General features: G+C 61.0%; 22 protein-coding genes. 11 read left to right on the top strand and 11 right to left on the bottom strand.

The window, feature by feature from the left end; translation table 11 throughout:
- Positions 1–64: 64 nt before the first annotated feature.
- From csgH to flgF, 7 genes are all read right to left on the bottom strand, one after another.
- Positions 65–442, bottom strand: a complete 378-nt coding sequence (gene csgH, locus ASE94_RS10990; RefSeq protein ID WP_062630423.1) for a curli-like amyloid fiber formation chaperone CsgH — start codon at positions 440–442, stop codon at positions 65–67.
- 60 nt (positions 443–502) lie between these two features.
- Entirely contained in the window at positions 503–937 is a 435-nt protein-coding gene (locus ASE94_RS10985) for a curlin (RefSeq protein ID WP_061911196.1), read from the bottom strand.
- Positions 938–1,214: 277 nt separating this feature from the next.
- On the bottom strand, positions 1,215–2,714 hold the full coding sequence (locus ASE94_RS10980; RefSeq protein ID WP_062630422.1) for a carboxypeptidase M32: 1,500 nt from the start codon (positions 2,712–2,714) through the stop codon (positions 1,215–1,217).
- Between the two features lie 247 nt (positions 2,715–2,961).
- Complete coding sequence (gene flgH / locus ASE94_RS10975) at positions 2,962–3,705, bottom strand: flagellar basal body L-ring protein FlgH (protein ID WP_061911200.1); 744 nt, start codon at positions 3,703–3,705, stop codon at positions 2,962–2,964.
- Between the two features lie 10 nt (positions 3,706–3,715).
- Positions 3,716–4,666, bottom strand: a complete 951-nt coding sequence (gene flgA, locus ASE94_RS10970; RefSeq protein WP_062630421.1) for a flagellar basal body P-ring formation chaperone FlgA — start codon at positions 4,664–4,666, stop codon at positions 3,716–3,718.
- A 9-nt stretch (positions 4,667–4,675) separates the two neighbouring features.
- Entirely contained in the window at positions 4,676–5,461 is a 786-nt protein-coding gene (flgG, locus tag ASE94_RS10965) for a flagellar basal-body rod protein FlgG (RefSeq protein ID WP_061911204.1), read from the bottom strand.
- 15 nt (positions 5,462–5,476) lie between these two features.
- Positions 5,477–6,214: a flagellar basal-body rod protein FlgF gene (flgF, locus tag ASE94_RS10960; protein WP_061911609.1), complete on the bottom strand. Its 738-nt coding sequence runs from the start codon at positions 6,212–6,214 to the stop codon at positions 5,477–5,479.
- Between the two features lie 284 nt (positions 6,215–6,498).
- On the opposite strand from flgF, the gene ASE94_RS10955 reads away from it, so the two are divergent.
- The 5 genes from ASE94_RS10955 to ASE94_RS10935 all read left to right on the top strand — a co-directional run bounded on the left by ASE94_RS10955 (position 6,499) and on the right by ASE94_RS10935 (position 13,222).
- On the top strand, positions 6,499–7,032 hold the full coding sequence (locus ASE94_RS10955; RefSeq protein WP_062630420.1) for a flagellar basal body-associated FliL family protein: 534 nt from the start codon (positions 6,499–6,501) through the stop codon (positions 7,030–7,032).
- The gene (gene fliM, locus ASE94_RS10950; RefSeq protein ID WP_062630419.1) at positions 7,032–8,198 is read left to right on the top strand and encodes a flagellar motor switch protein FliM; all 1,167 of its coding nucleotides are present in this window, start codon (positions 7,032–7,034) and stop codon (positions 8,196–8,198) included. Before ASE94_RS10955 ends, fliM begins: the two co-directional genes overlap by 1 nt.
- A gap of 14 nt (positions 8,199–8,212) precedes the next feature.
- On the top strand, positions 8,213–8,656 hold the full coding sequence (locus ASE94_RS10945; protein WP_156352106.1) for a DUF6468 domain-containing protein: 444 nt from the start codon (positions 8,213–8,215) through the stop codon (positions 8,654–8,656).
- The gene (locus ASE94_RS10940; RefSeq protein ID WP_061911211.1) at positions 8,653–9,678 is read left to right on the top strand and encodes a hypothetical protein; all 1,026 of its coding nucleotides are present in this window, start codon (positions 8,653–8,655) and stop codon (positions 9,676–9,678) included. Before ASE94_RS10945 ends, ASE94_RS10940 begins: the two co-directional genes overlap by 4 nt.
- A 199-nt stretch (positions 9,679–9,877) precedes the next feature.
- A complete protein-coding gene (locus ASE94_RS10935; RefSeq protein ID WP_156352105.1) occupies positions 9,878–13,222 on the top strand; it encodes a hypothetical protein in 3,345 nt (1,114 codons plus the stop codon).
- 536 nt (positions 13,223–13,758) lie between these two features.
- Here ASE94_RS10935 and nhaA read toward each other — a convergent pair.
- The 3 genes from nhaA to ASE94_RS10915 all read right to left on the bottom strand — a co-directional run bounded on the left by nhaA (position 13,759) and on the right by ASE94_RS10915 (position 16,755).
- Entirely contained in the window at positions 13,759–14,955 is a 1,197-nt protein-coding gene (gene nhaA, locus ASE94_RS10925; protein WP_062630414.1) for a Na+/H+ antiporter NhaA, read from the bottom strand.
- Between the two features lie 386 nt (positions 14,956–15,341).
- Positions 15,342–16,019 carry a flagellar type III secretion system pore protein FliP gene (gene fliP, locus ASE94_RS10920; RefSeq protein WP_244484025.1) on the bottom strand — a complete coding sequence of 226 codons (678 nt, stop codon included), beginning with the start codon at positions 16,017–16,019 and terminating at the stop codon, positions 15,342–15,344.
- 79 nt (positions 16,020–16,098) lie between these two features.
- Entirely contained in the window at positions 16,099–16,755 is a 657-nt protein-coding gene (locus tag ASE94_RS10915) for a flagellar biosynthetic protein FliO (protein WP_062630413.1), read from the bottom strand.
- A gap of 177 nt (positions 16,756–16,932) precedes the next feature.
- Between ASE94_RS10915 and flgB the strand changes: the two genes are divergently transcribed.
- The 6 genes from flgB to flhB all read left to right on the top strand — a co-directional run bounded on the left by flgB (position 16,933) and on the right by flhB (position 20,512).
- Complete coding sequence (gene flgB, locus ASE94_RS10910) at positions 16,933–17,340, top strand: flagellar basal body rod protein FlgB (protein ID WP_061911221.1); 408 nt, start codon at positions 16,933–16,935, stop codon at positions 17,338–17,340.
- Positions 17,341–17,354: 14 nt separating this feature from the next.
- Positions 17,355–17,765 carry a flagellar basal body rod protein FlgC gene (flgC, locus tag ASE94_RS10905; protein WP_061911223.1) on the top strand — a complete coding sequence of 137 codons (411 nt, stop codon included), beginning with the start codon at positions 17,355–17,357 and terminating at the stop codon, positions 17,763–17,765.
- A gap of 20 nt (positions 17,766–17,785) precedes the next feature.
- Positions 17,786–18,280, top strand: a complete 495-nt coding sequence (locus ASE94_RS10900; protein ID WP_244484022.1) for a flagellar hook-basal body complex protein FliE — start codon at positions 17,786–17,788, stop codon at positions 18,278–18,280.
- A gap of 109 nt (positions 18,281–18,389) precedes the next feature.
- Positions 18,390–18,656 (top strand): flagellar biosynthesis protein FliQ, encoded by a 267-nt coding sequence (gene fliQ / locus ASE94_RS10895; protein WP_061911225.1) that lies wholly within the window; start codon positions 18,390–18,392, stop codon positions 18,654–18,656.
- Positions 18,656–19,426 (top strand): flagellar biosynthetic protein FliR, encoded by a 771-nt coding sequence (gene fliR / locus ASE94_RS10890; protein ID WP_062630412.1) that lies wholly within the window; start codon positions 18,656–18,658, stop codon positions 19,424–19,426. The genes fliQ and fliR overlap by 1 nt, the downstream gene beginning before the upstream one ends.
- A gap of 3 nt (positions 19,427–19,429) precedes the next feature.
- A complete protein-coding gene (flhB, locus tag ASE94_RS10885) occupies positions 19,430–20,512 on the top strand; it encodes a flagellar biosynthesis protein FlhB (protein WP_062630411.1) in 1,083 nt (360 codons plus the stop codon).
- On the opposite strand, the gene ASE94_RS20655 is transcribed toward flhB, so the two are convergent.
- Entirely contained in the window at positions 20,398–21,057 is a 660-nt protein-coding gene (locus ASE94_RS20655) for an AAA family ATPase (protein ID WP_082461156.1), read from the bottom strand. The genes flhB and ASE94_RS20655 overlap by 115 nt on opposite strands.
- Positions 21,058–21,206: the final 149 nt, after the last annotated feature.

Below are 21,206 nucleotides of genomic sequence, written 5' to 3'. Positions count from 1 at the left end.
CCTGTCGCCAAAAAAGAAAGCCCCGGCGGACCGGGGCTATGTCGGATCAGTGGGGCAGATGCGGTTAGATGCGGCCGGTGCTCTGCGAGCAGTCATAGCTCTTGCCGCCGATCGTGACCGTGAAGTTGACCTTGGCATTGGCGCTTGAATTGATCATCACCTGGCCGATCGAGACTTCGGTATTGGCCATGGCCGCAAAGGGGCCGCCCTGGTTGATATTGCTCGATCCGCCGCCGCCCGAAGAGCGCAGCGAGAAGGTGTAGTCGCCGGTCAGCACGGTCGGGCTCATCAACCGGCCTTGATATGTGGTCATGCCCGACTGGGTCGTCGTTTCAACGCCGCAGGTGAAGTTGCCGCCATCGGCATTGGCCGTCGCGACCGCGCCAATTCCAGCGAGCGCTACGACACCGGCGATAAGGCCTTGGGTCAGTGGGGTAATCATGTCGTCCTCCTGATACGCGGGGAAGGGCGGGGCTGGCGAACCAGCCCCTGGCCTTTGACTTCAGTTGCAGGCCTGCACGAAGGCAGTCACATTGCCCGAACCCTGCTGCACGACGTTGGCATTGCAATTATTGCCCACCTGCACGCCGGCCGTGATGTTGCCATTGCCGTCTTGGGTGATGACCGAGGTGTGGTTGTTGCCGAACTGGCCGACACCAGCCTGGTTGTTCCAGCCGTTCTGGTAGACGTCGCCCTTGTTCCAATTGCCCTGCTGGCCGATTGCGGAGACGTTGTTGCCGCCCTTCTGCTGGCTCGTTGCCTTGTTCCACCAGCCGGTCTGCTTGGTCGAAAAAGTCTGGTTCCAGCCCGACTGGCTGCCGCCCACCTGATTGCCCCAGCCGTACTGGTCGATATGAATGCCGGCGGCCATGGCAGGCGCAGCGGCAGAAGCGATGACGGTGGTGGCAAGAGCGGCGATGAAGAGCTTGCGGATCATTTTTTCGTCTCCAGGTGGGGCGGTCCCTCCGACCGCGCTGATGGAAACCGTTTTAGGCGCCTGATCCGCAACCGGGCCTGAAGCGAGAATTCAGAATTCGTTCAGGTGAAGCGGTAGTTTGAAAACCGTGGCTGCCGTCACCCCCTCCCGGCCTCCCCCATCAAGGGGGAGGTGCCGATTGAGTTTGGGACTAGATCCAGCCAAAGCCACCGGCCAGACACCTCCCCCTAGATGGGGGAGGAAGGGAGGGGGTGATCGGCAATCACCAACCTCACCTTCAAACCCGCCCATACCGCCGCTTCAAATGGCTCTTGAAGAACTCGGCATTCAGCGGTTCTCCCGTCGCCCGCGTAATCAACTCCGGCGTCGAATAGCGCGAGGCCTCAGACCACACATTCTCCGCCCGCCATTGGTTGATCGCCTCGAACTCGCCGCGGCTCATCTGGCTCTTCGCGTCCGGCACGGCTTTTTCCATCGCTGCCCATTGCTGTGCCGCGATCATGGCGCCCAGCGTATAGCTCGGGAAATAGCCAAGTGCGCCGCCCGGCCAATGGACGTCCTGCATCGGCCCGTCCTTGGGGTCGTTGATGGTCGAGATCCCGAGATATTCCGTCATCTTGGCATCCCAGGCCTCGGGGATCTGGCTCGCTTCGAGCTTGCCCGCAATCAGCTCCTGCTCAAGTTCGTAGCGGAGGATAACGTGAAGCGGGTAGGTGACCTCGTCGGCATCGACGCGGATGTAGCCGCGCTCGACATGGTTCACCTCGTTGAGAATATCGGCGATGTCCCAGCCGGGTATAGCATCATCGCCGAGATGCTGGCGCACCAGCGGCAGCATGAATTCCCAGAATTCGGGGCTGCGCGAGAGCTGCATTTCGACAAAAAGACTCTGGCTTTCATGCATGCCCATGCCACGCGCCTTGCCCAGCGGCCAGTGCGACCAGTCCTTGGGAAGGCCCTGCTCATAAAGCGCGTGGCCGGTCTCGTGCAGCACGCCCATAAGCGAGGACAGAAATTCATCGGTCCGATAGCGCGTCGTCATCCGCACGTCGGTCGGTACGCCACCGCAGAACGGATGATGCGATACCGCAAGCGAACCATGGGTGAAATCGAAGCCAACCGCGCGCATGGCCGCGAGCCCAAGCTCACGCTGCTTTTCGATCGGGTAGGGGCCGTTGAGGCTTTTCCGCGGACGCTTGGCGAGACGCTCCTCCTGCACCGCCAGTGCCTCGGGCACGAAATCCTTCAGAAAACTCTTGAGGTCGGCAAAGATCGGATCGATGCCGGCAGTGCGATTGCCCGGATCATATTGATCCATCAGGGCATCGTAGGCACCAAGCCCCGTGGCGGCCGAGCGCAGCCCTGCCTCTTCGCGCACGAGTGCGACCACGCCTTCCAGCGCCGGCAGGAACGAATCCCAATCGCCCTTGGCCCGCAATTCGCGCCAGAGCTGTTCCGATCGCATGGTCGCTGCCGTCCGGCGCTCGACGAATTCGGTCGGAAGGCACGTCGCGTTGACATAACTGCGCTCGAACTCGGCGACCGCCAGTTTCTGGTCGGTGTCGAGATCCTCGTTCTTGGCCGCGTCGATCCAATCGGCGATTTCCGGCGCTGTCGCCTGGGCATGGTACATGCCGGCAAGGTTCGACATTGCCTCAGCCCGCTTCTCGCCGCCACCTACCGCCATATGCGTCGCTTCGTCGGCGCCAAGAATGGAAAGCGCGTGCTCCAGCGCTTCAAGCTTGCGGCCAAGGGCATCGAGTTTTTGGAAGGACATGCGGCAGGTCTCCGAAACGAGGTGCCGCGATGTTTTTCATAGGGATGGGGCAGGATCAAGTTCCTCGCGCCGTCCTTAAAAAACAACAGAGGCGCAGCCGGGGAGCTGCGCCTCGTGGGGAAGGCCGTTGGCTTCTGCTTTGGCCTGGGCGATCCTTCTGGATCTGCCCGGGGGAACGGCGGCACGCAATGGGGACAACATGCCGCCGGAAGAAGGTGGCGCGCCCGTTGGCCGGGCGCTGCCGAAATCAGAATGGCAGGATGGCGTCGAGAACCTGCTGGCCGTAACGCGGCTGCTGCACGTCGGTGATCTGGCCGCGGCCACCATAGGAGATGCGGGCCTCGGCGATCTTGGTCGATGGGATCGTGTTATTGGCCTGGATGTCGGACGGGCGCACGATGCCGGAGACGATGAGGTCGCGGACTTCGAAATTGACGCGCACTTCCTGGCGCCCTTCGATCACGAGATTGCCGTTGGGCAGAACCTGGGTGATGACCGCAGCGATCGAGGTCTGGAGCGCTTCCGAACGGTTCACCGAGCCGGCGCCGGCATCGTTGATGCCCGAGGTGAAGTCGATGGCCTTGGCCGGATCGATCGCACCAGCCGTCACGTTTTCGACCGCGGCGCCGAAGATGCCGCCCATACCGGCATTGTTGCTCGAAGAGCGATTACGATTGCTCGTATTGCTGATCTTGGCGCTATCGTCGACGGTCACCATGACGGTGAGGATATCGCCGACGCGGTGGGCGCGTTCATCCTTGAAGAAGCCCTTGGCCGAAGTCCGATAGAGCGAGTTCGACTGATAGGTATCGGCGATCGGCTCTGGCATCGGCATGCGCACGGGCTGGTACCCGGCGAGCGTCGTCGGGTCCTGGATCTGGGTCAACGGTGGTGCATTGCCGACGCTGGCGAGGCGATCCATGGTGTTGCAGGCGCCGAGGGCTGCCGTCAGGGTGAGGATGGTGGCGATCTTAAGAGTCTTCATTTTCATTCGGTCCTGATTAGAGGCCAGCCATCGACACGGCAGCACCATCGACTTCGACGGTGCCCGGCGATACGGCGGTCGCGGTGATCACGCGATTGGACATGAGATTGAGCACTTGCAGGCTGGTGCCGCGGCTCGCGCTGGTAATCGCCTGGCCCTTGACGGTTAGAGTCATGGGGCCGCGGCGATAGATGATGGTGACGACGTCGTTCTTGGCGACCGTCAGCGGCGCGCTGACATCGCTCGCGCGGAGCAGCATGCCTTCGCGGCTCTGGCGGTTGAGCGCCATGCCCACGAGCTGTTCGATCGGCACATAGCCATAGGCATCTGCCTGACCGACCGGCACCGATTTCATCACGACGTTCTCGGGGCGGAGGATCGTTCCGGCCGGCAAGTTGGCGGCGAGGTGCGGCATGTCGATCGTCATGTCGATCGTGCCGCTGACATCGAGCGTCTGCGTGCCGTCAGCGAGCATGAACCGGACCGAGAAGTCGCGGCCGCCCTTGGTGTAGCGCAGGCTATCGAGCCGCACGGCAACGCCATTGGTCGAGACCTGGATCGGATCGATGAAGCGCGAGAACTGGATGGTGCTGTTGACCCCGGGGCCGATGAGGCCGCGGGTCGACAATTCCGTCATCACCAGGTTTTCAAGTGTTGCTTCATCCACCGTCATGCCTGCGCGAGTGACGGTCACGGCATTGATGCCGTTGGCTTCAAAGTCGACGATGCCGACGCGGGCAGCGGCAGCGCGAATGGTAGCGATATCGACCTGGCCGGTGGTGCCGGGGGCAGGAGCGCTGAAGATCGCAGTTTCGGCCAGCGCGCCAGCGTCGTCGAACATGTCGGCAACGGTCACGACCTTGTTGGTCACGGTCACATTGCCCCGCAGCGCAGGCGCTGCTTCGGCGGTGGCGACCGTAAGCGACAGGGCGCTGACGAGAGCAAGGCGAGAGAGGAAGGTCACCATGTCCCCCTATCAGCGCAGCTGGCTGGTGGCCTGCATCATCTGGTCTGCACCAGAGATGACGCGGGCATTCATTTCATAGGCGCGCTGGGCAGCGATCAGGTCGGCGATTTCAGTCACCGAGTTGACGTTGGCCATTTCGAGGTACGACTGCAGCATGCTGCCATTGCCGTCGGCATTAGCGACGCCGATCTGCGGCGCGCCGCTGGCTGCGGTCTCAAGGAAGAGGTTGTCGCCCATCGATTCGAGACCGGACTTGTTGACGAAGCGCGCCAACTGAAGCTGGCCGAGCTGCGTTGCCGGGCCGCCGGTGCCAATAAAGGCTTCGACCGTACCATCGGGAGAGATGTTCACGCCGGTGGCATTGCCGGGAATGGTGATGCCACCAGAAAGGGCAAAGCCGCTCGAATTGACCAGCGTGCCGTCTTCGTTGCGTTCGAACGAACCGTCACGGGTATAGGCAGTTCGACCATCGGGCAGGTCGACCATGAAGAAACCTTCGCCGCGGACAGCGACGTCGAGTTCGCGTTCGGTCGGGTTGACGCTGCCCTGGCTCATCACGCGAGGCGTGGCGACGGTGCGAACACCCGAACCGATTTCAAGGCCGGCCGGCACAAGCGTGCCTTGGTCCGAGGTCTGCGAGCCGGCGCGCGAGATCTGCTGGTAGAGCAGATCCTCGAACTCGGCGCGCTGACGCTTGAAGCCGGGCGTGCGCATGTTGGCGATGTTGTTGGAGATGACTTCGACATTGCGTTCCTGCGCGCTCATGCCGGTCGATGCGATGTAGAGAGCTTTCATGGCAGTTCCTCAATGTCACGCGTTCATGGAGCCGAGGCGCTTGATCGCATCGCGACGCATGTCGTCCTGCTTCTGGCCCAGCGAGGCGATGGATTCGTAGGCGCGCGTCACGCGGATCATTTCGGCCATCTCGGAAACGCTCGAAACGTTCGACTTCTCGGTAAAGCCCTGCAGCACCCGCGAATTGGTCGCCGGCACCGGCGTGCCGCCGGCGAGCAGGTTGTTGCCCTGGCGGGTCAATGCCTGCGGGTCGGCGAATTCGACGACGCGAAGCTGGCCCTTGGCGCCTTCGCTCGACGAGATCGACCCATCGGCTGCAATCTTTATATCGGTTTCTTCGGGTCCGAACTGGATCTGGCCACCGGTGCCCATGACGGGGTTGCCGGCGAGATCGACGAGCGTGCCAGCATTGTTCAGCTGGAAGGCGCCGGAGCGGGTGTAGCGTTCACCGGCAGCAGTCTGCACGGTGAAAAAGCCGTCACCCGAAATCGCAACGTCGAGGGGCGCATCGGTCTGGACCATCGCACCGGCAGAAAAGTCCTGCACCGTTGCCCAGTCCTGAACATAGGACAGAGTGCGATCCTGACCCGAGAAGTCGCCATGGCGGGCGACCGGCATCTTATACTCTTCGTACAAGAGCTGTTCGGCCTTAAAACCACCTGTGTTAACGTTGGCGATATTGTTGGCCACCATGTCCATCTGGCGCTGCAGAGCCATTTGGCGCGACAGGCCGATGAGTTGTGCGTTCTCGATCATTTCGATCCCCGGTTCGTATCCCCGAGGTGGCTGACTTCCCCAAGTCTGCCGCCTCGCATCTCAAAATGCAGAAACCATGCCAGATTGGGTTCTTCTGCGTTTTCAATGGGTTATTGAAATGGACCGGTTAACTTTGCCGGGTGCTCGTTTTACTTCGCGGCAAGTAATGCCCGGCAGATATTGCCGACTAGGGGCCAAAAGTAACCAAGCGTTAACCAAGATGGCATTAGGTGGACTCATCGCCGGAATCGTCCGGCATGGTTGCATCTGGCGGGGTTTGCATGGCGACGGAAGCGGAAGTTGGCGAGGAAGTGCCAGCCAAGAAGGGCATCAACAAGCTCTTCATTATTATTGGTGCTGCGGCCATCATAGTCCTCATCGCAGGTGCCGGCCTGTTCTTCTTCATGTCCAAGGGCAGCGCACCTGCCGAAGCTGCGGCGGAAGGCCACGAAGCTGCAGCCGGTGAACATGGCGCCCCAGCGGGCGAGCACGGCGCAACTGCTGCTGCCGATACCTTCATCTTCAATCTCGAACCGATGATGGTGAACCTGCAGAGCGCTGATGGCGCCCAGAATTACATGAAGCTCACCGTCGCCCTCGAAGTGGCCGACGAGCATATGATGACCGAAATCCAGCCACGCCTTGCCAAGGTGATCGATGCGTTCCAGGTCTATATGCGCGAGCTGCGCAAGTCCGATCTCGAAGGTTCGGCTGGCGTCTATCGTCTCAAGGAAGAGTTGCTGCGTCGCGTGAACCTTGCGGTCTATCCCGCTCGGATCGAAAGCATTCTCTTCAAGGAAATGCTGGTGCAGTGATGGCTGGCCCTTCAGATCAAGACAAGCTTTCGGAAAACTGGGGTCTCGACGACCTCGATAGCCCCACGCCAAGCTTCAACATTCCCGGCGAGGGTGAAGATGGCGAAGAAGACTGGGCGGCCATGCTCAAGGCCAGCCAGGAAGGCGCGGCCGACGGTGTCGAGCGCGTTCTCAACCAGGACGAGATCGACAATCTTTTCGGTTTCGATGCGGCTACGGCGAGCAATGTAGAGCTGACCGGCGTCCAGGCGCTGATCAATAACGCGCTCGTCAGTTACGAGCGTCTGCCGATGCTCGAAATCGTCTTCGACCGCCTCGTGCGTCTCGCGACGACGTCGCTGCGTAACTTCACGTCAGATAACGTCGAAGTCTCGCTCGACTCCATCTCATCGGTGCGTTTCGGCGATTATCTCAATTCGATCCCGCTGCCGGCCATTCTTTCGGTCATCAAGGCGGAAGAATGGGAGAATTACGGTCTTCTGACTGTAGACTCGAGCCTGATCTATTCGATGATCGACGTGTTGCTCGGCGGCCGCCGTACGGGCGTCGCCATGCGCATCGAAGGTCGTCCCTATACCACCATCGAGCAGGCCCTGGCTCAGCGGCTGATCGAAGTCATTCTCGAGGACACCAAGCGCGCCTTCGAGCCGGTGACGACGGTCAATTTCAAGCTCGAACGCATGGAAACCAATCCACGCTTCGCAGCGATTTCGCGGCCCAACAATGCCGCGATCCTGATCGAGTTGCGGATCGAAATGGACGAGCGCGGCGGCAAGATCGAAATCCTCTTGCCCTACGCCACGATCGAACCCATCCGTGAACAGCTCCTGCAGATGTTCATGGGTGAAAAGTTCGGCCGCGATCCGATCTGGGAAGGGCACCTCGCCACCGAGATCTATCAGGCCGATGTCGAGATCGATGCCGTGCTGCATGAGCAGGAACTGCCGCTCTCGCGCCTTCTCGCGCTCAAGCCCGGCGACACCGTGATGTTCGAGCGCTCGCCGAATGATCCCATTCTGCTTCGCTGCGGCGATGTCGAGCTTACCGAGGCCATTATGGGCCATATCGGAAACCACGTTTCAGTGCGCGTCACGCGCCCCCTCAATCCGCCCAAGGTCACCATGGCGGCATTTGAGGCAATTGATGAATCTATGGAAGGTCGCTGATGTTGGGGTTGTCGATGGGATTGTTCATTGAGGCCGCTGTGTCGGTGCTCATGGCGCTTACCCTGGGGTATTGCGTTGTACTCAACCGTAAGCTCGCCCGGCTTCACGCCGATCGGGATGCGCTCAAATTGATGGTCAGCGATCTGATCGCAGCCACCAATCTTGCCAATCAGGCGATCAAGGAACTCAAGGCCACCGCTGTCGAGGCCGATATGGTCCTCAGCTCGCGGCTTGAAGAAGCCGAGCGCTTCGGCATCGAATTGGCCAATCACGTCAATTCAGGCACCGCGCTGATGCAGAAGATCGTTCGCGTCACCAATGCCGTGCGTCAGAGCCCGGTGATGATGCCGGCCCCTGCAGCCAATGAATCGATCGGCACCGGCAAGGAAAACAATAAGGTGCGTGCGGCCCTCGAGCAGCTCTCGACCCGCGTGCGGAACCGTGGAGTGGCCGCGTGAACCGGATCCGCCTCCTTCCTGTCGTTATCTTGATGATCGGGGCGCTCCTCGTTCTCAAGACCGTGGGTCTCGTGACCCAGGGCAGCTATGCGCTGACCGGCGTCAACGTTGCCCTCGCGGCAGGTGGTGGCGGTGGTGGCCACGGCGGTTCTTCCGAGCCTGCAGCGACCTCGACCCTGTCTCAGCCGACAGTGGCCGATACGTCGCCCACAATTGCCGACACCGCGCCAACGGCGGGTGAACAACCTCCCGTCGCTGCGGGCGGTCACGGCGCACCCGCGCCCGCCAATGATCATGGCGCAACGCCAGCGCCGGAAGCCGGCCATGGCGGTGAGGCGACCCAGGTCGCCGAAGCCAATATCGAAGGCGCGGCCGATGGTGGACATGGCGCCCCCGAAGGCTCCAATAGCGTTGCAGAATTCAATGCCTGCGCGCCGCGTCCGGTGGGCGAGGAAACGCCCGATGGCCAATTGACCGCCGTCGGTGCCGATTGTCCGCCAATCAAAGACGCCACGCCGCAGCTTTCGACGCCCAGTGGCAATGTCGATCTCGGCGCTTCGGACCCGACGCTGACCGAACAGGTGCTGCTCGACCGGCTCTCGGCCCGCCGCACCGAACTCGACAGCTATGAGCAGGAACTGGCTCTGCGCGCTTCGCTCATCGATGCCGCCGAAAAGCGCGTCAACGAACGCACCGCCACGCTCCAGGCCCTCGAATCGCAGATCTCGGGTCTGGTCGAAGAGCGCAAGAAGCTCGAGGAAGATCAGTTCGCTTCGATCGTGTCGATGTACAAGACCATGAAGCCCAAAGATGCTGCCGGCATCTTCAATGCGCTCGAAATGGATGTGCTGCTGCGCGTTGCCAAAATGATGCCGCCTCGCAACATGGCTCCGATTCTGGCGGCGATGGACCGAACCAAGGCCGAGGCCCTAACCGTCGCACTCGCCTCGCAAACCTCGGAAAATCCCGAGCAGATGGGCGCTGCCGACCTCGCCGCCTTGCCCCAGATCGTCGGGCAGTAAACTTCTCAAGGAGCCCGCGGTGTTTACGCTGCGGGCTTTTTGCTGTCTTCCGGCTGCATTTCCCTCTCCGACCCAAGACTTAAGCGCCGCGCGTAATCGGGTGTTAAGCATGCTTGCTTAGTCTGCGGCCAGTGCTTGGTTGTTGGCATGTTCTGGGTTTCCAGGGGTGTTCAGCTCTGCGTCGGGGCAGGTGGAAGTCGTGAATAAGACCATCAATTCGGGTTGGCTGAGGCCGCGTCATCTTCTGGCAGCGGCATATCTGTCGGTCAGCCTCCTCACGGTTTCCGTTGCCATGGGGCAGGATCAGGCCCAATTCTTTGCGACGCAGGAAGAAGGTTACGGCCGGCTCGTAATCAGCTTTCCCGATCGCGACACCATGCCGGCCTATTCGATGCGCATGACCAATGGTGTTCTCGCGCTCGAGTTCAGCGAGCCCATCAACGTCTCTCTGCCCGACGTCGCCTCGATTCTCCCCGATTATCTCTCGGTTGCGCGCCTCGATCCCTCGGGCAAAGGGCTACGCATTGGCCTCCGCACGACGCTCAATTTCAACCGCACCGAAGCGGGCACCAAACTTTTCATCGATCTGCTGCCCTCCAACTGGCAGGGCTCGCCGCCACCGCTCCCCGATGACGTCATCGCCGAGATGACCCAGCGCGCCGAGCGCCTGGCGCTCCGCGCCGACCAGCAGCGCAAGGCCAATGTCGTTGCCGAGCAGAACCCCAAGGGCACGCTGCGAATCGGCCGCAATCCGACCTTCATGCGCCTGCAGTTCGATTGGACCATTCCGACCCAGGCCAAGTTCGAGCAGGAAGGCGAGGTCGGCAATCTTGAATTCGAATGGCCGGTCGAGGTCGATCTGCGCGATCTGCTGTCCGATCTGCCGCCCGAAATCGTCACCGCCAAGAACACCGTCGATCTCGATGGCAGCGGGGTCAACCTCCGCTTTGCCAAAGGCATCACGCCGCGATTCTATTCGACCGGGCCCAACCAATATGTCCTCGATATCGACGTTGAGGGTCAGGGCCTGCCGGAATTTTCGGCCGAGGCGCTTGCCGCCGAAGTGCCACATGATACCGCTGATGCTGGCGCCGAGGCCGGGCAGGGCGCCTCCACTGGGCAAGACCTCACCGTTGTGCCGCCCAGCGAAATTACGCCCTTCGTCACCAATATCGGCAGCACCGTCCGCGTCGTCTTTCCGTTCACGCAGGAAACGCCCGCTGCCATTTTCCGGCGCGGCGATTCTGTCTGGCTGATGTTCGATACGAGCAGCGCCATCCAGATCCCCAGCGATCTCGAAGAGCTCTCCGACATTTCCGACGAGTTCGTCGTCTCGATGGCGGACAATGCCCAGATCGTTCGTCTCGACCTGTCCAAGGATCGGCTCGCGACCATGGGGTCCGAGGGTCAGTCCTGGGTGCTCTCGCTGGGCGATGTCATGATGGCGCCGACCGAACCGATGGAATTGACCCGTCGCCGCGACATGCGCGGCGATTTCGAGATGACCGCTAATCTCGTTCGCCCAGGCCGTGTCCACCAGTTTCAGGATCCGCTCGTTGGCGACACGCTCGACGTGGTCACCATCTATCCACCGGCGCGCGGCATCACGCGCTCGCTCGATTATGTCGACTTCACCGCCATGACGAGTGTCCACGGCCTCGTCATTCGCCCCAAGGCCGACGATCTCTCGATTTCGCTCGAAAATGCTCTTGCCGTCATCGGCACCAATGAAGGGCTCGAAGTTTCCTCGACCGACAGCCTCCGTCACGGCGTCGCCGCTACCGTGCCAACCGACCGCCCAGGCTATGTCGATTACGAGCCGCTCGTGCAATCCGACGCGGCCGTCTTCGGCAAGCAGCGCGACGAGCTGGAAGCCGCGGCGGCCGCCAGCGATGGCCGCGCACGCGACGCCGCCCGTGTCGATCTCGCCGAGTTCTATGTCGCCAATGGCTTTGCCATGGAGGCCCTTGGTGTCCTTCGCGTCACCGAAGGCAATCTGCGCAATGATGAATTGCTCGCCAAGCTGAAGATGAGCATGGCCGCTGCCAATATCATGGCTGGCCGGCCGCAAGACGCGCTGACGCAGCTCAACACGCCCGACTATGATCAGGACATCGATGGCATGTTCTGGCGCGCCATCGCCCGCTCGCATGCCGGCGACTATGCCGGCGCGCGCGCGGATGCGACCCAGGCCTATTCCATCATCGATTCCTATCCCGGCTGGGCGCGCGAGACCTTCCTTCTCGCCGCCACCCGCGCGGCGATCGAAGAGCATTATGCCGATCAGGCCCAGCAGATGATCGGCGACGTTCGCTTCTCCGATCTCGGCAATGACCAGGTGGCCGATTTCAACCTCCTCACCGGCCGCATCGCCGAAGAGCGTGGCGAACTCAACAACGCCATCGATATCTACGGCCAGGTCATAGCCATGGAAGTGCGCGAGCCGCGCGCCGAGGCCGTCTATCGCACCCTCAAGATCCTCGACCAGCAGAAGCGCCTCGATATCGTCAAGGGCGCCCAGACGCTCTCGGCCGAAGCGCTGCTCTGGCGCGGCGACGCGCTCGAAGCCTCGATGCAGGGCATGCTGGCCGATCTCTATTTCCGCTCCGGCGAGTATCGCCAAGGCTTTGAATCGGTGATGGCTGCTGTGGCGAGCGATCCCGATAGCCGTGACGTGCAGGCGCTCAGCGACAATGCGCAAAAGACCTTTAACGAGCTGTTCCTCAATGGCCTCGCCGATTCCATCGGGCCGGTCGAAGCGCTCAGCATCTACTATGACTTCCGCCAGTTGACCCCGCCGGGCACGCGCGGCGATGAGATGATCCGCAATCTTGCCCGTCGCCTCGTCCGCGTCGATCTGCTGCCGCAGGCGGCAGAGCTGCTTAAGTATCAGCTCGACAATCGTCTGCGCGGCGTGGCCCGCACGCAGGTCGCTTCCGATCTGGCGGTCATTTATCTCGCCGATCAGAAGCCTGCCGAGGCGATGCGTGTCCTCAACGACACGCGGCTGCCCGATCTGCCAGACGGGCTCGGTCGTCAGCGCCGCATTCTCGAAGCCCGCGCGCTCCTCGATGGCGGCCGCGATCAACTCGCGCTCGACATGATCCGCGAATTGACCGGCAAGGATGTCGACCTCATGCGCATCGACGCGCATTGGAAGGCCAAGCGTTATGGTCAGGCCGGCCAACTCATCGAAGGCCTCTATCCGGCAACGCCGGGCGTACCCCTCAGCAAGTCCGCCCGCATGGCCGTTCTACAGGCCGCAGTCGGCTACGTCATGAGCAATGATTCGAGCGGCATTGCCCGCCTCAGGTCGAAATATTCCGACGCCATGGTCAGCTCGCCCGAATGGCCGATGTTCGACTATGTCACCGGCCCAATCGAAGCCACCAGCAACCAGTTCCGCCAAGTCGCCACCGAAATCGCCTCGGTCAACGGGCTCGAAACCTTCCTCTCGGCCTATCGCGAAGTCTACGGCAGCGAAGGCGCGCTGACTCCGGAGTCGGCGGCGCAGCCGGATGGTGCGGTAGCGACGCTGAAGTAGGAGAGGCCATCGCTGGAAATTGTTGGCGAGATAAAGATGTCGCCAAAAGTCACGTGAGTGACGGGTAGCTATTCATAGAGGCCGTTTTCGACCCCGTTCAAGAAATGGATTAGCTCCTGAAAGCGGATACACCCGCCTCAGGCCGTTAGGAAAAAGTCGATCCATCGCTCAGAACTGCAGGATCAATATAGCTATCGCCACAGCAACGACAATCGCCATGATCAAGATATGGATATGCACCCTACGCTCCTGCGCTGATCCAGATCGGGCCAGAACCTTCAGCCGGTGCGCACGGAGGCCACGGTCGAGATTTTCGGGCTCGTAAAGGCTTGTGCAAACCGGAGTGAAGTCCGGCTGCATGTGCCAAACGAGCGCCCGAAGATTGGCCGGTGAGCCAACTGGTATAAGCTGGCATCCGACTACACGCTCGCCCGCCGCTACCGGAGAGGATGCCTCGATTAGCACACTCTCCGGGACCGGCTCTCTACGGCCAGGCAGCACACGCTGCACGCCGTAGAGCTTCTTTTCCACCCTCATCAGACTGGTTTTGCCTTCTGCTCGGGCGCGCGCGCTTGCGACGTGCCGAGCACTAGTGCGCCGAGCAAGGCTGAGATTAGAGATCCCAAGAGAACGCCGAGTTTGACCTCGTCCTGCAGCAGCGTTGAGTCAGGGAAGGCAAGCAAGCCAATAAAGAGGCTCATGGTGAAGCCAATGCCGCAAAGAAGGGACACCCCATAGACCTGCCGCCATGTTGCATGCATCGGCAATTCGGCCCAGCCGGCACGAATGACGAGTGCGGCCGCCGCAAAGACCCCGACCTGCTTGCCGATGACGAGACCAGCTGCGACACCCAGCGGCACTGGATCGGCAAGTTGGCCGATCGACATACCCGCGAAAGACACGCCGGCATTGGCAAAACCGAAGATCGGCAGGATCAGGAAGGTCACCCAGGGTTGCAGGCCGTGCTCAAGCTTATGCAGCGGGGAATTCATGTCGTCAGGACGCGTAGGGCTCGGGCGTAGCGGGATCGTCAGCGCGAGAACGACGCCAGCAAGCGTAGCGTGGATGCCTGATTGCAGGACGAAGAACCAGAGCACCGCGCCGAGCAGCAAATAGGGCCACAGCACACGCACCCCAGTCCGGTTCATGGCAACGAGCGCAACGATGAGACCAGCAGCGAGGCCAAGGTTCATCATATCAATTGAGGTCGTATAGAAGAGCGCAATGATGATGACAGCGCCAAGGTCATCGATGATGGCGAGAGCGGTCAGGAACACTTTTAGCGTCGTGGGCACGCGCGATCCCAAAAGCGATAGTACGCCAAGCGCAAAGGCAATGTCCGTCGCGGCCGGGATGGCCCAGCCGTTGGGGTGACCTGTTGGTCCCATATTGAACGCCAGATAAATCAGCGCCGGCCCGACCATACCGCCTATGGCAGCAGAGCCGGGCAGAACGCGCCTCGGCCATGTCGAAAGCTGCCCATCAATGACCTCCCGCTTGATCTCGAGACCGACCAACAAAAAGAACAGCGCCATCAAGCCGTCATTGATCCAATGATGCACCGAGAGGCCGCCGATATAGGCATGAAGCCCATCAAAGTAAGCGGCGGCAAGCGGCGAATTGGCGACCAGAATGGCGAGCGCCGCGGCAACCATGAGAATGATACCGCCAGATGATGCATTGTCGAGAAAGGCGCGAAGAAGAGAAACGGGACGCGTGGGCGCAGCAGACATTGTCGCCAGCTCCTTAAGACACGGATGTTCGGAAAAGTGGTTTAGGCCGGACGCGACAAAGCGCGTGGCAGCTCAAGAGCCGCCGCTGGGCAAACCAGAAATGCAATGAAGATGGAGTGGCTTTGTTCAGCCAAGCACAAGTGGGCCATCGGTCTCTTTCGAGATTCTGTTCCGCTGGCGGCCCGACCAGCGCAATCCTGCCCCATGAGGGCACCCGAGGAAGGTCTAGCGACCTGTGTCGGAAATTTCAAGCAATGTTGGGATGCGGTTGGCGACCATGAAGCGTGCCAAATATCTTCCCGCACCAATGTTGGCTTATGATGAATGTGAGTTTAAAGCCGCCAACCTTCGTCCCATCCCTTATCTGCCGTTTAGCCCAACGCCACCTAACTCACAAAACTTCGCACCAGCGATCCGACGACCAGATACCAGCCGTCCACGAGCACGAAGAAGATCAGCTTGAAGGGCAGGGAGATCACGACGGGCGGCAGCATCATCATACCCATGCTCATCAGCACCGACGCGACGACCATGTCGATGATGACGAAGGGCAGGAACAGCAGGAAGCCGATTTCGAAGGCGCGCCGCAGTTCTGAAATCAGGAAAGCCGGGATCAGCAATTGCAGCGGAATGGCTTCCGCTTCATCGGGGATTTCTGCATCGGTCAGGTCGTAGAACAGCGACAGGTCCTGATCGCGAACGTTCGCGCGCATGAAGGCGTGGAGCGGCGCTACGGTCGGCTCGAAGGCTTCGGTGATCTCGATCTGCCCCGCCAGGAGCGGCGCGATGCCATTGTCATAGCTCTGCTGCAGCGTCGGCTGCATGATGAAGAAGGTCAGGAACAGCGCGAGCGAGATCATCACCGAGTTCGGCGGCGCCGTCTGGAGACCGATGGCGGTGCGGAGCAGGGACAGCACGACGACGATACGGGTAAAACTCGTCACCATCACGAGGATGGATGGCGCGAGCGACAGGATGGTCAGAAGGCCGATGAACTGGATGGCGCGCTCGGCGATCGCGGTGTCGTCGCCGAAGCCGATGGAGATGTCCTGCGCCTGGGCGATGCCCGTTGCCAGAAGCGTCAGCCCGGCAGCAAGCGCCAGGCCGATGAAGGCCGTTTTCTTGAGGCGCCTGCGCGGGACGCTAGTTTCTGTTGCTCTCGCCCTGCGCTTCGTGATCACGCGTTATGCTTTCGTTAACCGGCTCGTCTGCGCCTTCTTTAGCTGAGTCGGCCGCGTTTACGGGCGAAATGTCCGCTTTATACCCCGGCGGCAAAGTGTCCTGCGTCGTTACCGGGCGCAGCAGGCCCGTATGGCGCAGCGATTTGCCCGGCGCATGCTCGCGCACCTTGTTGGCTTCGCGGGCGCGATCTGCGGCGGCGCCGGGGCCCGCTGCAACAGTCGCAGCCGGCACGATCGTCGGCTTCACATCCGTCTTGCGCCCTTCATTGGCCGGGCGGCGGCCAACCATTGGCACGGGGCGGCGCGAGGTTTGCGCGGCGGGCGGCTCCGGAGGCGTGATCCCCGATTCCACGACGAGGTCCTGGCTGCCGCCGGTCAGGATCAGGTGTTCGACATTGTCACGCCGCACGATCAGCAATTGCCGCTTCTGATCGACCACCAGAGTGTCGATGATCGCGAGGCGCCGGTTGCGTCCACGCACGCCATTGCTCGACACGTTGAAGACCAGTTTGAGCAGCCATACACCGAGGATGATGAGGACGATTACGGCCCCGAGGGCGAAGAAAGCGGTCAGGTATGTACTGCCGCTACCGCCGAAAAGGCTGGTGATGAACTGCACTGATTCTAACTCCTAAAGTGGCCGCCGTGATTCTGACGGGCATTTTCTGCCCAGTCAAACCAGGCAATCGTGCAGATTGCGAGGCAATTTGGGACAGCATGCGCGCTCTATTAACTCTTCTTTAACCACAAATGGGCAGGATTTTCCTATCTAGCCTGGACTCAAGGAGCGCTGGCGATGGGATTGTTGGATATGCCGGTCTTCGCGGCGCTGACGGACAAGATGCGCTGGCATCAGGCCCGGCAGGGATTGCTCGCCGAAAACGTCGCCAACGCCGATAACCCCGGCTTCAAGGGTCGCGACCTCAAGCAATACAACTTCGAGGATCGGTTCAAGGTCGCACAGGCGCCGACGGTGGCGACTGCAGCGACCCAGCCTATGCACTTTTCCACCAGCCTTGGCGGCGGTTCAAGCTTTGCCGATCAGCGCATGGTGAATTTCGAGGTCACGCCGCGCGGAAACGGCATCACGCTCGAAGACGAAATGATGAAGGTCACGACCAATATGATGGATTATCAGGCCGCGACCTCCCTTTACCAGAAGTCGGTCAAGATCTTGAAGACCGCTCTCGGCAAGACAGCATAAGGAGGGCGTGACCCATGGACTTCAACACTTCGATCGGCATCGCCGCAACTGGCCTTCATGCTCAGTCCGCCCGTATGCGCGTCATCGCTGAAAACATCGCCAATGCCGACTCGACGGCCTCGACGCCGGGCGGCCAGCCCTATCGTCGCCGCGTGCCGACGTTCGAAACGGTGATGAACCAGGAACTTGGCGGCAAGGTCATCACCATGGGCAAGGTTGCCCTCGACCAAAGCGATTTCACGAGCCGCTACGAACCCGGCCATCCGGCAGCGGATGCCAGCGGCTACGTCCAGTATCCCAACGTCAATACGCTCATCGAGACGATGGACATGCGCGAGGCCCAGCGCAGTTACGAGGCCAATCTCAACGTGGTTACCATCTCTCGCCAGATGCTCGGGCAAACGCTCGACATCCTGCGCGGCTGACGTTCTAGGGGGCAAATATCATGGCGTCGACACCATTCAACATCGCAGCCGCGGCCTATGGCAATGCCAGCCGCCTCGCATCGCAAATCAGCCGTCCGGAAGTCGAAAGCACGATCGCCGGGATTTCCGGTGGTCCGAACTTCGCACAGATGCTGGCCCAGTCGGTCCAGGGCATCGCCGAAACCGGCCGCGCCGCCGACCCGACTGCCGTCGCGTCGCTCAACGATGCCGCAAGCCGTCTTCTCTCCCAGGCGTCGCAGCCGGGCGCGCAGCTCGGCACCAATGCCGGCAAATCAGGCAATGAATTCGCCCAGATGCTGGCCCAGTCGGTGCAGGGTGTCGTGGATACCGGCCGCTCCTCGGACAAAATGGCCATCGACATGGTCAACGGCAAAGCCAACGTTGTCGACATGGTCACGGCCATGTCCCAGACCGAATTTGCCATCGACAGCATCGTGACCATTCGCGACCGCGTCATCCAGTCCTATGAATCGATCATGAGCATGCCGATCTAAGGCATGCTTTCGCTCTCGCAACTTTGAGGGTCGCCGCTGCATAGAATTCGCGGCGGATTCAGGAATCAGTTACCTATGGCTTCGCGATTCTGTTCGCGGAGCGACTAAAATGACCGGCGCCGAAGTTCTCGACATTGCCAATCAGGGCATTTGGACGCTCGTCATCGTGTCCCTTCCCATGATGCTCGTCGGTCTCGTCGTCGGCGTCGTCATCGCGCTCTTCCAGGCGCTCACGCAGATTCAGGAACAGACCCTGGTCTTCGTGCCCAAGATCATCGCCATCTTCGTCACCATGCTGATCGCCCTGCCGTTCATGGGAGCGACCATGTCGGCCTATATGACGCGCGTGGTCGACATGATCATCGTCGGCGGCTGATGTTTACGCTCAACATCGATTGGGCGCCTTTTGCCGCCTTCACCTATCTCATCTTGTTTTCGCGCATCGCCGCGATGCTGATGCTCATGCCGGCATTGGGTGAAGACACGATCCCCGCGCGCTTGCGTCTCTCCTTTGCGCTGCTGCTGACTTTGGTGCTCTACCCGCTGTTGCGCGACGTCATCCCGCCCGCATCGACCGATTTCGGGCCGATGCTGGGCCTCCTCTTTCACGAGATCGCCGTCGGCCTCATCATCGGGGCCATTGTGCGCATCACCACTATGGCCACCCAGGTCGCGGGCGCCATCGTCGCCTTCCAGACTGGCCTTTCCGGCGCCATGGCGGCCGACCCGACCCAGCAGGGCATGCAGGCTGCGGTGTTTTCAAGCTTTCTGTCGTTCCTCGGCATCACGCTGATCTTTGCGACCGATCTCCATCACATGATCCTCGCGGCGATCTACGACAGCTATGATGTGTTCTCGCCGACCATGCCCATCATGTCGGAAGATGCCATGCAACTGGCGCTCAAGACCGTCGCCGGCGCCTTCTCGGTCGGCGTGCAGATGTCTGCGCCCTTCATCGTCTTCGGACTCGTGTTCAACCTTGGCGCCGGCATCCTGGCGCGCCTGATGCCTGCCTTGCAGGTCTATTTTCTGCTCATGCCCGCCAACATCCTCGCCGGCCTCGTGCTTTTCGCGCTCCTGCTCATGATGATGATGGGGTGGTATCTCTCCGCCTTTGAAAATCATCTGGCCATGTGGAGGGGGTAGTCGATGTCAGACGAGGCCCCGGAGCAGGAAAGCAAAACAGAAGATCCCTCCCATAGAAAGCTCGAGGAAGCCCATAAAAAGGGCGATGTCGCCAAGAGCCAGGAGGTAACGGCCTGGTTCATGCTGGTGGGCATGGCCGTCGTGGTCTCGTCGATGGCGCCTTGGGTCGCCCAGCAGATCAGCAATCCACTGCAGATCATCATGATGAATGCCGATCGCTTCGACGTCGAGGGGTCGGGTTTCTCTGCCTTTTTCAATGGGCTCGCGCTCGCCATGATCGGCGCAGTGCTAGCCCCGCTTGGCGTGCTCTATGTCTGCGGCGTCGTTGCCAATCTCATCCAGCACAAGCCGCTGTTCTCTACCGAGCCCGTCACCCCGAAATTCTCCAAGATTTCTCCGCTCGCTGGAGCCAAGCGCCTGTTCTCGGGCGAAGCGCTGGTCAATTTTGGAAAGGGGCTCGCCAAGATCGCCGTTGTCGGCACCGTCGTCGTGATGACCGTCTGGCCCGAGCGAGATCGCCTCGACACCATGATGACGGCCGACCCGATCGTCATCCTGCTCGATTTCCAGGAATTGGCGGTCAAGATCCTGACCTCCGTGCTCATCGTCGTCACCGCCATTGCGGCCGCCGACTACTTCTACACACGCAACAAGTGGTGGAAGCGGCAGATGATGACCATGCAGGAAACGCGCGACGAATATAAGCAGATGGAAGGCGATCCGCACGTCAAGGGCCGCATTCGCCAGCTCCGGCAGGAGAAGGCGCGTAAGCGCATGATGCAGGCCGTGCCCGACGCCACGGTCGTTGTCACCAACCCGACCCACTATGCCGTGGCGCTTAAATACGAAAAGGGCATGGGCGCACCAAAATGCGTCGCTAAGGGCGCCGACGCGGTCGCCTTGCGCATTCGCACCGTGGCCAAGGAAAGCGATGTGCCGATCATCGAAAATCCGCCGCTCGCCCGCGCGCTCTACGCGTCGGTTGACGTTGACCAGGATATCCCCGCCGAACACTTCAAGGCTGTCGCCGAGATTATCGGCTTCGTCATGCGCCTCAAGCACGGGCAGAGCTGGAAGGCGCGCTGATCGCGGCTGTGCTGCTGGAGGCCTAGGGTTGAGATCACGAAATCCGCCCGCGCGACGACCGGGATTTTTGGAAGCTCGATCACGTCATATCCCATTGCGGGGTAGTCGCGCTTTAGCCGCTCATATTCCACCAGTGCGGCGTCTAGCCCATGTTGCCGCTCGGCATCTCTGCGGTAGATCTCTGGCCATGGCGGCGTCAAAAACACTGTCTTGTGGAAGCTCGGATAGCCAGCCTCATAGAGCACGCCGCGATTGCCCGTCACTTCGGCCAGACCAGACAGAGCATCGAAAAGCCCGCGGTCGAAAAATACCGGGCCATCGAGTGTACTTGCCGTCGCAAGATCCTCTCGCGAGAGCGACACTGCTCTGGTCAGAAACCCCTTGAGATCCAGCCAGGGCAGGGCGCTTCCGCCCGCGGCTTCTTCCTCGATAACGATCCTTCGCCCGGGCTCTTCGATCACGGCAAAGCCGCGCCGGGACAGTTCGGTCAGCAGCGTGGATTTGCCGCCGCCTGAGCAGCCGGAAATAATGATCAACCCGTTCAAATTCGAATTCCTTTCGTGAGGTTTTATTGCGCCAAACCGCAGGGATTTGAGGCACAGGGCGGGAAAAGCCGCCTTCGCTCTCCCAACGGGGGAATCCATTTGCTAAACCAATGTCGAGTGTCCCGAATCGGGGCAGGTTTTGCGCTGGA

The organism is Devosia sp. Leaf64, assembly GCF_001421945.1.
In the GTDB taxonomy this organism is placed as follows: Bacteria; Pseudomonadota; Alphaproteobacteria; order Rhizobiales; family Devosiaceae; genus Devosia.
This window is presented reverse-complemented; position numbering and strand designations above follow the sequence as displayed.

Coding starts and splice junctions, on each gene's coding strand:
- csgH (WP_062630423.1), bottom strand. CDS start 442: ATGATTACCCCACTGACCCAAGGCCTTATCGCCGGTGTCGTAGCGCTC.
- ASE94_RS10985 (WP_061911196.1), bottom strand. CDS start 937: ATGATCCGCAAGCTCTTCATCGCCGCTCTTGCCACCACCGTCATCGCT.
- ASE94_RS10980 (WP_062630422.1), bottom strand. CDS start 2,714: ATGTCCTTCCAAAAACTCGATGCCCTTGGCCGCAAGCTTGAAGCGCTG.
- flgH (WP_061911200.1), bottom strand. CDS start 3,705: ATGAAAATGAAGACTCTTAAGATCGCCACCATCCTCACCCTGACGGCA.
- flgA (WP_062630421.1), bottom strand. CDS start 4,666: ATGGTGACCTTCCTCTCTCGCCTTGCTCTCGTCAGCGCCCTGTCGCTT.
- flgG (WP_061911204.1), bottom strand. CDS start 5,461: ATGAAAGCTCTCTACATCGCATCGACCGGCATGAGCGCGCAGGAACGC.
- ASE94_RS10955 (WP_062630420.1), top strand. CDS start 6,499: ATGGCGACGGAAGCGGAAGTTGGCGAGGAAGTGCCAGCCAAGAAGGGC.
- fliM (WP_062630419.1), top strand. CDS start 7,032: ATGGCTGGCCCTTCAGATCAAGACAAGCTTTCGGAAAACTGGGGTCTC.
- ASE94_RS10945 (WP_156352106.1), top strand. CDS start 8,213: ATGGGATTGTTCATTGAGGCCGCTGTGTCGGTGCTCATGGCGCTTACC.
- nhaA (WP_062630414.1), bottom strand. CDS start 14,955: ATGTCTGCTGCGCCCACGCGTCCCGTTTCTCTTCTTCGCGCCTTTCTC.
- flgB (WP_061911221.1), top strand. CDS start 16,933: ATGGGATTGTTGGATATGCCGGTCTTCGCGGCGCTGACGGACAAGATG.
- flgC (WP_061911223.1), top strand. CDS start 17,355: ATGGACTTCAACACTTCGATCGGCATCGCCGCAACTGGCCTTCATGCT.
- ASE94_RS10900 (WP_244484022.1), top strand. CDS start 17,786: ATGGCGTCGACACCATTCAACATCGCAGCCGCGGCCTATGGCAATGCC.
- fliQ (WP_061911225.1), top strand. CDS start 18,390: ATGACCGGCGCCGAAGTTCTCGACATTGCCAATCAGGGCATTTGGACG.
- fliR (WP_062630412.1), top strand. CDS start 18,656: ATGTTTACGCTCAACATCGATTGGGCGCCTTTTGCCGCCTTCACCTAT.
- flhB (WP_062630411.1), top strand. CDS start 19,430: ATGTCAGACGAGGCCCCGGAGCAGGAAAGCAAAACAGAAGATCCCTCC.